The following is a 9,326-nucleotide window of genomic DNA, read 5'->3' as shown; positions in this document are numbered from 1 at the left end:
AAATCGGAAGAGAACACTATGGCTCTCATGACCTTCGACATGAAGCGCAACCCCCAGCAGGCGCGGTTCAGCCTGCTGGCGCTGTTGGCGCTGATGATCATCTTCCCCATGATCGCCCAGCATTTCGGCAATTCGTGGGTGCGCATCATGGATATGGCGCTGCTCTACATCATGCTGGCCCTGGGCCTGAACGTGGTGGTGGGTTTTGCCGGCCTGCTGGACCTGGGCTACATCGCCTTCTATGCCATCGGTGCGTACACCGCCGGTCTGCTGGCCTCGCCGCAGTTCGCCGCGGTGATCGAGTCCTTCATCAACACCTATCCGGCCATCGGCAATTTCCTGGTCTGGCTGTGCGGTCCGCAGATCGTGCAGAACGGTATCCACTTGTCGCTGTGGCTGATCGTGCCGATCTCGGGCGTGCTGGCGGCGCTCTTCGGTGCGCTCTTGGGTGCGCCGACCCTGAAGCTGCGCGGTGACTACCTGGCCATCGTGACGCTGGGCTTCGGCGAGATCATCCGCATCTTCATGAACAACCTGAACGCGCCGGTGAACATCACCAACGGTCCGCAGGGCATCAACCTGATCGACCCGATCCGCGTGTTCGGCGTCTCGCTGGCCGGTGAACCGGGTTCGGGTTCGATGCTGAAGATCTTCGGCATGAACCTGCCGTCGGTGAACGCGTACTACTACCTGTTCCTGGTGCTGTGCATCTTCGTGATCTTCTTCTCGAGCCGCCTGCAGGATTCGCGTCTGGGCCGTGCCTGGGTGGCGATCCGTGAAGATGAAATCGCCGCCAAGGCGATGGGCATCAACACCCGCAACGTCAAGCTGCTGGCCTTCGCCATGGGCGCGTCCTTCGGTGGCGTGGCCGGTGCCATGTTCGGTGCCTTCCAGGGCTTCGTCTCGCCGGAATCCTTCTCCCTGACCGAATCCATCGCCGTGCTGGCCATGGTGGTGCTGGGCGGCATCGGCCACATTCCGGGCGTGGTGCTGGGTGGCGTGATCCTGGCGGCGCTGCCGGAAGTGCTGCGCCACGTGGTGGAGCCGCTGCAGATGGCCATCTTCGGCAAGGTCTGGATCGATGCGGAAGTGCTGCGCCAGCTGCTCTATGGCCTGGCCATGGTGATCATCATGCTGACCCGTCCGGCTGGCCTGTGGCCCTCGCCGCGCCATGAAGACCGTCCCGAAGTGGACCACACCAAAGTCGGTACCACCGGCGAAGTCAAAGCTTAATCTGGAGCACAGAACATGACACAAACACTGCTCAAGATCCGTGACGTCAGCAAGCGTTTCGGCGGCCTGCAAGCCTTGAATGGCGTGGGCATCACCATCGAGCGCGGCCAGATCTATGGCCTGATCGGCCCCAACGGCGCCGGCAAGACCACGTTCTTCAACGTCATCACGGGCCTGTACCAACCCGATACCGGCAGCTTCGAACTGGACGGCAAGCCTTATTCGCCGAGCGCTCCGCACGAAGTGGCCAAGGCCGGCATCGCGCGTACCTTCCAGAACATTCGTCTGTTCGGTGAAATGACCGTGCTGGAAAACGTGATGGTCGGTTGCCACGTGCGCACCAAGCAGAACGTCTTCGGTGCCGTGTTCCGCCACAAGGCAGCACGCGACGAAGAGGCGGCGATCCGCGCCAAGTCGCAGCAGCTGCTGGACTTCGTGGGCATCGGCCAGTTCGCCAAGCGCACGGCGCGCCACCTGTCGTATGGCGACCAGCGCCGCCTGGAAATCGCGCGCGCCCTGGCGACCGATCCGCAGCTGCTGGCGCTCGACGAACCGGCGGCCGGCATGAACGCTACCGAGAAACTGGCCTTGCGCGAGCTGCTGGTGAAGATCCAGGCCGAAGGTAAAACCATCCTGCTGATCGAACACGACGTGAAGCTGATGATGGGCCTGTGCAACCGCATCACGGTGCTGGACTATGGCAAGCCGATTGCCGAAGGCGTGCCGGCCGACGTGCAGAAGAACCCGGCGGTGATCGAGGCCTACCTCGGTGCAGGACATTAAGCGAGACCACAGAACATGACAACGAACATTCTCAAAGTCGACCAACTGAGCGTGGCCTATGGCGGCATCAAGGCCGTCAAGGGCATCAGCCTGGAAGTCAACGACGGTGAACTGGTTACCCTGATCGGCGCCAATGGCGCCGGCAAGACCACCACCCTGAAGGCCATCACCGGCACGCTGCCCAGCAGCAAGGTCGACGGCCACGTGTATTACATGGGCAATCCGCTCAAGGGCAAGAAGTCCTTCGAGCTGGTCAAGGACAAGCTGGCGATGGTACCGGAAGGCCGTGGCGTCTTCACGCGCATGAGCATCCAGGAAAACCTGTTGATGGGTGCCTACACCAGCAATGACAAGGGCCAGATCCAGGCCGACGTCGACCGCTGGTTCGAGGTCTTTCCGCGCCTGAAGGAACGTGCGGCGCAGATGGCGGGGACCTTGTCGGGCGGTGAACAGCAGATGCTGGCCATGGCGCGCGCACTGATGAGCCATCCCAAGCTGCTGTTGCTGGATGAGCCCTCGATGGGTCTGTCGCCGATCATGGTGGAGAAGATCTTTGAAGTGATCCGCAATGTGTCGGCACAGGGCATCACCATCCTGCTGGTGGAACAGAACGCCAAGCTGGCACTGCAGGCGGCGCATCGCGGCTACGTGATGGAGTCGGGCCTGATCACCATGGAAGGGCAGGCGCAGCAGATGCTGGATGATCCGCGGGTGAAGGCGGCTTATCTGGGTGAGGGTTGAGTCGATCGTTTAATTCGTAAATGATATAAATCATTTGTGATGGATCGAAGAAAAAAAGCGCAGCCGAGGCTGCGCTTTTTTTGCGTCATCCAACCACGATGACGCAGGGATGAACAATCACTGCATCAGGCCGCCTTGCGCGCCCGCACTTCATTGCGCAGACTGCGCACCTTGTCGTGGTTGGCCAGCACGCCCTGATACTGGCGCTCGATGACCAGGCGAATATCGGTCGGCAGCTCTTCACTCAAGGCCTTGCGATAGGCGTTGACGGCGGCATCCTCGCCGCGTTCGCATTCGTCCAGAATGCTTTCGTCATCACGTCCGGTGATGGCGCTTTTCAGGTTCACCCACTGGCGGTGCAGTGTGCCGCCCAGCGTACTGTGGCTGGCCGGTTCGCCGCCCAAGCGCTGCACCAGGTCCTGCAGGTCCAGCGCGGCCTGGGCGCAGGCCGTCGCGCGATCTCTGAAGGTTTCCTTGTAGGGGATATAGCGTTCCTGTGCATCATCGGCGCAGGCACGGAAGCCTTTTTCGCCATCGATGGAAATCTGGATCAGGTCGTTCAGGGTGGAAATCAGGTGGTCGTTGGTCATGTTGTCTTCCTTTCTTGTGGCTCGCGCTCTTCGCGCACCGCTGCAGCGCGGATGCAAATGGAGGCGGCAGTGAGTCGGTCAGTGGACGAAGAAATAGATCAGCACCAGCAGGAATGCCGGGACGCCACACAGCCATGCGAGAAAATACTTGCCCATGATGTTCTCCTTGTCGGGTTCAGGTAAATGGTCAACGATCCGTTTTTCCCCTTGCTCACCTGCCGGACGAAACGGGACCGTCATTGCACACTTCCATCCTAAGATCCGGGCGTATCGATTTCCATCGGACGGGACCGCAAGCCGATGTAGGAAACGGCCCAGCTTTTTGCTGCCTGAAACGCTACGGTGAGCACCACCCGACCCGCCGAAACGCCAATGCTGACAAGGCTTTCCGCTTTGTCCTACAAAACAATCGGCCGCCGTCCTATAGAGCAGAACAGTAGGCGCTCGCTATCATTTTTCCCATGATGTTCACGGTCACAGCCGAGCAGCCAAAAGCCGCCACTGCAGATCGCGGACAAGTTCACGCAAGACCTGCACCGCCCCTTTCAATCCATGTTGAACCCTTGACCACGAGGAACCGCATCATGAACAAGAAGACGATCACCGGCCAGTTCAACTTTGCCCTCGGCAAGTTCCAGGAAAGCGTGGGATCGGTGCTGGGCAACGTGCAACTGCAGCGTGCCGCACAGCGCCGCCAGATGGATGGTCGCATCATGCACGCCGTCGGCGAAGCGCAGGATCTGATCAAGCGCTCGCTGCGCCAGCGTGCAGGTTCGCTGTAAGGCTCTGCCGCTGCGACGCAAACCGAAGGAGAGCATTGATGAGTTTCGGAAAGACATTGTTGTGGGCCGCCGGCATCGCCGGTGTGGCCGTCGGTGCCAGCCTGCGCATGCTGGCTCGCCAGGCGCAGCGCCGCGACCAGCGCCAGCAGGACATTGCCCTGCAGCGTTGGGAAGACGAGGGCGGCAGCCCGCCGCCGGCGGCCCGCCGCCGCGTGCGGTGACAGGCGGCAACGCAGGTTGATGGGCCTTTGTCCTACACGCCAATCGGGTTGACTCCGATACAAAGCGCAACAAGGCATCGGTATCGTGCACCTGACTCGCTGAGGCAAGCGACAAACCGCATCAGGCAGCCAGCAGATGCCGCGAAAGCAGCTCAGCGCAATACAGGTAACAGACCAGGTAATACAAGGCAACACAGCAGCAGGACAGCATCAACGAAGGCGCCGGAAATTGCGTCGAGTCAGTCCGCAACCGCCCGGCATGACCAAAAACAAGGGAGGAGATCATGGACAAGCTCGTGCTCGGATGGCTTCTGGGTGTGCCGGTGCTGATGCTGATCGTGCTGCAGTACCTGATGTGAGCAACACCGTGAGAACGCCTCACCCCGGGTGGCCGGATCATCCTCGCCACCCCGATCAAACCGTAACGCATACAAGGAGGCCAAGCATGCAAGCCAACAAGTTCAAGACCGCCCGTACCGACGTGCAATCCCTGCTGCAACAAGCTCAGGACCTCTTCGCCGAGGCCGCCAACGCCACCGGCAAGAAGGCCGACGATCTGCGTGCCAGCGCTCAGGATCTGCTGGAACAAGCACTCAACACCGCACAGGACGCCCAGGCTGCGGTAGTCGAGACCGGTCGCCAGATCGTCACCAGCACCGACGATTACGTGCAGTCCAACCCGTGGCGTGCCATTGCCATCGGCACCGGCATCGGCCTGTTGGTCGGCCTGGCCGTGGGCCGCAGCGCGGACCGCTACTGAGCACTGAGCAAAGCATTTTCCCGGAACCCGGTGCAGCCCTTGGGCCAGTCCGGATCCAGCCAGGCGCGCTGCCGGCGATGAAAGCCGAAGCGCGCATTAGTCAAGAAACCGGAGAGAAGGAATGACCATGACCAAGAATCCACCGAAGACCGACGTCAAGAGCAAGCAGAGCTTCCACCTCGACAAGGACGCCATCCGTGCCGCCGCCAAGAAGATCGATGACGGTGCCGTCACCGAAGGCTATCGCGGCAACCGCGAAGAAGTCGTGGCGATGTTGAACGATGCCCTGGCCACCGAGCTGCTGTGCGTGATGCGCTACAAGCGCCACTACTACACCGCCAAGGGCCTGAACGTGGAAGCGATCAAGGGCGAGTTCCTGGCGCACGCACAGGAAGAGCAAAGCCACGCCGACCAGATTGCCGAGCGCATCGTGCAACTCAATGGCGAGCCCGATTTCAACCCGAAGACCATCGCCGAGCGCAGCCATGCGCAATACGACGAGTCTGAAGACATCAAGGACATGATTCGCGCCAACCTGGTGGAAGAGCGTGTGGCCATCGAAGCCTATCGCCAGATGATCGAACGCATCGGCGACGACGATCCGACCACCAAGCACCTGCTGATCCAGATCATGGCGCAGGAAGAAGAGCACGCAGACGACATGAGCGATCTGCTGGGCCTGTAAGCCCGCGCAGAACGTACTGGAACAGCCGACCATTCCGGGAATCCGTTCCCGCAACTTTGCAAGGAGACTGACATGAACTGGGACATCGTTGAAGGCAACTGGAAGCAATTCAAGGGCAAGGCCAAGGAACAGTGGGGCAAGCTGACCGATGACGACCTCGACGTCATCGCCGGCAAGCGCGACCAGCTGGCCGGCCGCGTGCAGGAAGCCTACGGCGTGAGCAAGGACGAAGCCGAAAAGCAGATCCGCGACTGGGAAGATCGCAACAAGGATCTGCGCCAGTAAGCGCCCCTGCTTGTCGACGTACCGCCGCCGGGCGCGCAGTCCCGGCGAAGGTACGGCAAGGAGTTGGAGTGTGTGAGTGTGAGTGAGTGCAAGCGCAAGTGCAGGACGCAGGCCGGTCACCATGCCGGCCTGCATAAGAATACGGCCCCAGGCCGCAACCCAAGCAAACCATGAGGAAGGACACAATGAAAAAAATCATCGCAACCATGATCTTCGGCGCAGCCGCTATCGGCATGCATGGCGCAGTCTTCGCAGCCGATCCGGCAGCGGCCCAATACAAGGCCGACAAGTCCAAGGCCGATGCCGACTACAAGATGGCCAAGAAGAAGTGCGGTCCTTTGAAGGGCAACGACAAGGACGTCTGCGAGAAGGAAGCCAAGGCGGCCCACGAATCCACCATCGCTGACGCCAAGGCCAAGCGCAAGGGCGTGGAAGCCGACAAGGACGCCATGAAGGACAAGAACGACGCCAACTATGACGTCGCCAAGGAAAAGTGCGATGCCATGAGCGGCGACGCCAAGGACAAGTGCGTGGCCAATGCCAAGGCCAAGTTCGGCAAGTAATCCTGTCCCGCGCGATTGAGCGCAATGGCAGTGGATTTGCACCGGGCCAGGGGCCCGGGCGGATCCAAGGCAAATTCTTTATCTCGTTCCTGTCGCAGTCACCTGATTGCGCAAACCAACTCAAAGGAGTTTCATCATGTCGCTGACCAAAATGTCCCTGACCAAGCGTTTCCTCGGTTTCTTCCTGGCCCTGTTCATGGTTTCCCTGGTGGGCTGCGCATCCAGCCCGGGCAAGGAAGGCACCGGCGAATACGTCGATGATGCCGTCATCACCACCAAGGTGAAGGCTGCCATCTTCAACGAGCCGAACCTGAAGTCGGCTGAAATCAACGTCGAAACCTACAAGGGCGTGGTCCAGCTGTCCGGTTTCGTTTCCAGCTCCACCTCCGCTGCCCGCGCCACCGAACTGGCCCGTGGCGTCAAGGGTGTGGTCTCGGTGCGTAATGACCTGCGCCTGAAGCAATAACGCTGGGAACTTGCAAGCGCGTGGCCGGTCTGTTGACCGGTCCGCGCTTTGTCAGCTTGTGGACGTGCCACTTGCAAAGCGCATCGGGGCGATCCGGTGCGTTTCGCAAGAAGACAGGTCAGGGCCTGTCAGGTATAGTTGGAACCCGTTGCTGCCAGGCAGGGGCAGGCCAGCCGGCCTGTCAGGACAGGGAGGCAGCGATGCCGGCCGCAGGCCGCGCGTGAATCGTGTACAGATTGCTGTACGGAATCATGTGCAGGGTCCGAGCCGGAATCGAGTACAAACATAAAACAGGTCCAAGCAGCGCCAACGGCGCTGAAGTATCAATTCACCGCTCAAAAATGCCATGACAAAAATACTTGTAGTCGATGACCACGCGGTCGTACGGGCAGGTGTGCACCACTTCATTTCGGAAATTCCGTCGATGGAAATCGGCGGCGAGGCCAGCACGGCGGAAGAAGCCATTCGCCTGGTGCGAACCCAGGACTGGGATATCGTGTTGCTCGATATCGCCATGCCCGACAAAAGTGGCGTGGAAGTGCTGAAGCAGATCAAGCGAGAAAAACCGGAGTTGCCGGTACTGATGCTGTCGATGCACCCCGAGAGCCGCTATGCGGTGCAGGTGCTGCGCAGCGGTGCCTCCGGCTACGTGCAGAAGGAAGCGCTGGCGACCGAACTGGTCAATGCCATCAACATCATCCTGCGCGGCCACAAGTACATCAGCTATGGCGTGGCCGAGCTGCTCACCAGCGAACCGGTGGATTCGGAAAAGCCGTTGCATGAAACCTTGTCGCAGCGCGAGTACGAGATCTTTTACAAACTCGGCCAAGGCCAGGGTGTGACGCAGATCGCCGACGAGCTGTGCCTGTCGGTCAAGACCGTGAGTACCTATCGTTCGCGCGTGCTGCAGAAGATGAGCATGACCAACAACGCGGACATCATTTATTACGCGATCAAGAACAATCTGATCGACTGAGCCGGGTTTCCCCCGGGCGGATATGTCGCCGTATCTGGCCATTCTGGCCAGGCGGCAGGCAAGGAAGAGTGGTACGGCGAATCATGGATGACAATCTCAACAGCAGGGCCCAGCGCGACAGCGACGGGACGCCCTTGCGGATCTTCCTGGTGGAGGATTCGGAGGACGTGCGGGACCTGATCGTGGAGAGCCTGTCGGAAATCGCCGGCGTGCGCCTGGTGGGCTACGCCGAGACCGAACTGGAGGCCTTGCGCCATCTGCAGCAGAACAGCTATGACGTCCTGATCCTGGACATCCAGTTGAAGCAGGGCAATGGCATGAGCCTGCTGCAGTCGCTGGCCCGTTCCAATACGCGTCGCCAGAGCGAGGTGAAGGTGGTGTTCAGCAATCATGTGAGCCCGACTTATCGGCGCGTGGGAGTGCAATGCGGGGTGCAGCACTTCTTTGACAAGTCGTCCGAATTGCCGCTGCTGTGTGACCTGCTGGAAGAGCTGGCACAGAAGAGAGCGGGCAAGTTGGGGCGCACCTCATCGAGCAACAATACGCCGCCGCAGGGGCCGGCCCAGACGGGCGGAATGTAAGATTTTTTTGCTGCATCATGTGGTGCAGCTACCCAGCATGTCGCCAGGGCAGTTCGGCGCGACCTTGATGGATCAGACAATCAGAACCGATCATGGCAAGCAGGCCGCCGCAGAAGGCGCGCAGGCGGCACGGGTCGCACCAAAGCAAGGGATTTTCGACGATGCAGAAGAACAATGACGGCCTTCGTCCGTCCTCCGCCGATCTCCAGAACAGCGCATCGGTGGAGTATTTTGCCGCGTCACACGCGCATTACAGCAGCATGGTGACGCTGGCCATGGGCCTGTCCATGGCGGTGATCCTGCTGGGCGTGGTGGTGCTGGTGACCGGCCTGCTGGGCGAAGAATATCGCCGCCTGCTCTCGGGCCTGCTGGCCGTGCGGGAGGTGACGGCGGGCGGTTTCATCCTGGGCGCTTCGGCGCTCTATCTGCGCTGCATGCATTCCGGCGCGCGCCGTCCTTCGGTGCGCAAGCTGGCCGTCGGCCTTGCCGTATTGCTATTGGTGCTGGGTGTGGCCTCGCTGGTGCAGGGCGTGATGTACACGCTGGGCTGGTTGCCGCTGGATGGTGCGCATCCGATTTCGCCACTGGCCGTTCCTCCTTTGATGTCAGTCGGTTTCGTGCTAATGGCGCTGGCCTTGCTGCTGCATGACTGGCGTCTGC

Annotated in this window: 14 protein-coding genes and 1 pseudogene; 13 read left to right on the top strand and 2 right to left on the bottom strand. The window is 60.6% G+C overall.

Features of this window, described 5'->3' with window-relative positions; all coding sequences use genetic code 11:
- The first annotated feature begins 18 nt into the window (after nt 1-18).
- The 3 genes from B3873_RS00545 to B3873_RS00535 are packed head-to-tail and all read left to right on the top strand — an operon-like array spanning nt 19 to nt 2,757.
- Nucleotides 19-1,233, top strand: a complete 1,215-nt coding sequence (locus B3873_RS00545) for an ABC transporter permease subunit (RefSeq protein ID WP_121037801.1) — start codon at nt 19-21, stop codon at nt 1,231-1,233.
- Nucleotides 1,234-1,248: 15 nt separating this feature from the next.
- Entirely contained in the window at nt 1,249-2,016 is a 768-nt protein-coding gene (locus tag B3873_RS00540) for an ABC transporter ATP-binding protein (RefSeq protein WP_034338203.1), read from the top strand.
- 15 nt (nt 2,017-2,031) lie between these two features.
- Nucleotides 2,032-2,757 (top strand): ABC transporter ATP-binding protein, encoded by a 726-nt coding sequence (locus tag B3873_RS00535; RefSeq protein WP_034331852.1) that lies wholly within the window; start codon nt 2,032-2,034, stop codon nt 2,755-2,757.
- A 125-nt stretch (nt 2,758-2,882) separates the two neighbouring features.
- Here the strand turns inward: B3873_RS00535 and B3873_RS00530 are convergent, their stop codons facing one another.
- Complete coding sequence (locus B3873_RS00530) at nt 2,883-3,347, bottom strand: PA2169 family four-helix-bundle protein (RefSeq protein ID WP_286863510.1); 465 nt, start codon at nt 3,345-3,347, stop codon at nt 2,883-2,885.
- 78 nt (nt 3,348-3,425) lie between these two features.
- Nucleotides 3,426-3,587: a hypothetical protein gene (locus B3873_RS00525; RefSeq protein ID WP_286863509.1), complete on the bottom strand. Its 162-nt coding sequence runs from the start codon at nt 3,585-3,587 to the stop codon at nt 3,426-3,428.
- Between the two features lie 344 nt (nt 3,588-3,931).
- Between B3873_RS00525 and B3873_RS00520 the strand changes: the two genes are divergently transcribed.
- The 10 genes and pseudogenes from B3873_RS00520 to B3873_RS00475 form a co-directional block, all read left to right on the top strand.
- On the top strand, nt 3,932-4,129 hold the full coding sequence (locus B3873_RS00520; protein ID WP_034338209.1) for a CsbD family protein: 198 nt from the start codon (nt 3,932-3,934) through the stop codon (nt 4,127-4,129).
- Nucleotides 4,130-4,167: 38 nt separating this feature from the next.
- Nucleotides 4,168-4,350 (top strand): hypothetical protein, encoded by a 183-nt coding sequence (locus tag B3873_RS00515; RefSeq protein ID WP_034338212.1) that lies wholly within the window; start codon nt 4,168-4,170, stop codon nt 4,348-4,350.
- 445 nt (nt 4,351-4,795) lie between these two features.
- Nucleotides 4,796-5,110, top strand: a complete 315-nt coding sequence (locus B3873_RS00510; protein ID WP_034338215.1) for a DUF883 family protein — start codon at nt 4,796-4,798, stop codon at nt 5,108-5,110.
- Nucleotides 5,111-5,231: 121 nt separating this feature from the next.
- On the top strand, nt 5,232-5,795 hold the full coding sequence (locus tag B3873_RS00505; protein ID WP_034338218.1) for a ferritin-like domain-containing protein: 564 nt from the start codon (nt 5,232-5,234) through the stop codon (nt 5,793-5,795).
- Nucleotides 5,796-5,867: 72 nt separating this feature from the next.
- Nucleotides 5,868-6,080 carry a CsbD family protein gene (locus tag B3873_RS00500; RefSeq protein ID WP_034338221.1) on the top strand — a complete coding sequence of 71 codons (213 nt, stop codon included), beginning with the start codon at nt 5,868-5,870 and terminating at the stop codon, nt 6,078-6,080.
- A 185-nt stretch (nt 6,081-6,265) separates the two neighbouring features.
- Nucleotides 6,266-6,643 carry a hypothetical protein gene (locus B3873_RS00495; RefSeq protein WP_039788833.1) on the top strand — a complete coding sequence of 126 codons (378 nt, stop codon included), beginning with the start codon at nt 6,266-6,268 and terminating at the stop codon, nt 6,641-6,643.
- 136 nt (nt 6,644-6,779) lie between these two features.
- Complete coding sequence (locus B3873_RS00490) at nt 6,780-7,109, top strand: BON domain-containing protein (protein ID WP_008326489.1); 330 nt, start codon at nt 6,780-6,782, stop codon at nt 7,107-7,109.
- Nucleotides 7,110-7,455: 346 nt separating this feature from the next.
- On the top strand, nt 7,456-8,085 hold the full coding sequence (locus tag B3873_RS00485) for a response regulator (RefSeq protein WP_286863500.1): 630 nt from the start codon (nt 7,456-7,458) through the stop codon (nt 8,083-8,085).
- 83 nt (nt 8,086-8,168) lie between these two features.
- Nucleotides 8,169-8,666: a response regulator gene (locus tag B3873_RS00480; protein ID WP_232729739.1), complete on the top strand. Its 498-nt coding sequence runs from the start codon at nt 8,169-8,171 to the stop codon at nt 8,664-8,666.
- 161 nt (nt 8,667-8,827) lie between these two features.
- A pseudogene (locus tag B3873_RS00475) lies at nt 8,828-9,326 on the top strand (histidine kinase); the annotation flags it as partial.

Origin of the sequence: Herbaspirillum sp. UBA812, from assembly GCF_002296545.1 — a bacterium.
GTDB classification, from domain to species: Bacteria; Pseudomonadota; Gammaproteobacteria; order Burkholderiales; family Burkholderiaceae_D; genus Herbaspirillum; species Herbaspirillum huttiense.
Note: the sequence above shows the minus strand (reverse complement) of the source record. Positions and strands in the feature narration are given on the sequence as shown.

Coding starts and splice junctions, on each gene's coding strand:
- B3873_RS00545 (WP_121037801.1), top strand. CDS start 19: ATGGCTCTCATGACCTTCGACATGAAGCGCAACCCCCAGCAGGCGCGG.
- B3873_RS00540 (WP_034338203.1), top strand. CDS start 1,249: ATGACACAAACACTGCTCAAGATCCGTGACGTCAGCAAGCGTTTCGGC.
- B3873_RS00535 (WP_034331852.1), top strand. CDS start 2,032: ATGACAACGAACATTCTCAAAGTCGACCAACTGAGCGTGGCCTATGGC.
- B3873_RS00530 (WP_286863510.1), bottom strand. CDS start 3,347: ATGACCAACGACCACCTGATTTCCACCCTGAACGACCTGATCCAGATT.
- B3873_RS00525 (WP_286863509.1), bottom strand. CDS start 3,587: ATGACGGTCCCGTTTCGTCCGGCAGGTGAGCAAGGGGAAAAACGGATC.
- B3873_RS00520 (WP_034338209.1), top strand. CDS start 3,932: ATGAACAAGAAGACGATCACCGGCCAGTTCAACTTTGCCCTCGGCAAG.
- B3873_RS00515 (WP_034338212.1), top strand. CDS start 4,168: ATGAGTTTCGGAAAGACATTGTTGTGGGCCGCCGGCATCGCCGGTGTG.
- B3873_RS00510 (WP_034338215.1), top strand. CDS start 4,796: ATGCAAGCCAACAAGTTCAAGACCGCCCGTACCGACGTGCAATCCCTG.
- B3873_RS00505 (WP_034338218.1), top strand. CDS start 5,232: ATGACCATGACCAAGAATCCACCGAAGACCGACGTCAAGAGCAAGCAG.
- B3873_RS00500 (WP_034338221.1), top strand. CDS start 5,868: ATGAACTGGGACATCGTTGAAGGCAACTGGAAGCAATTCAAGGGCAAG.
- B3873_RS00495 (WP_039788833.1), top strand. CDS start 6,266: ATGAAAAAAATCATCGCAACCATGATCTTCGGCGCAGCCGCTATCGGC.
- B3873_RS00490 (WP_008326489.1), top strand. CDS start 6,780: ATGTCGCTGACCAAAATGTCCCTGACCAAGCGTTTCCTCGGTTTCTTC.
- B3873_RS00485 (WP_286863500.1), top strand. CDS start 7,456: ATGACAAAAATACTTGTAGTCGATGACCACGCGGTCGTACGGGCAGGT.
- B3873_RS00480 (WP_232729739.1), top strand. CDS start 8,169: ATGGATGACAATCTCAACAGCAGGGCCCAGCGCGACAGCGACGGGACG.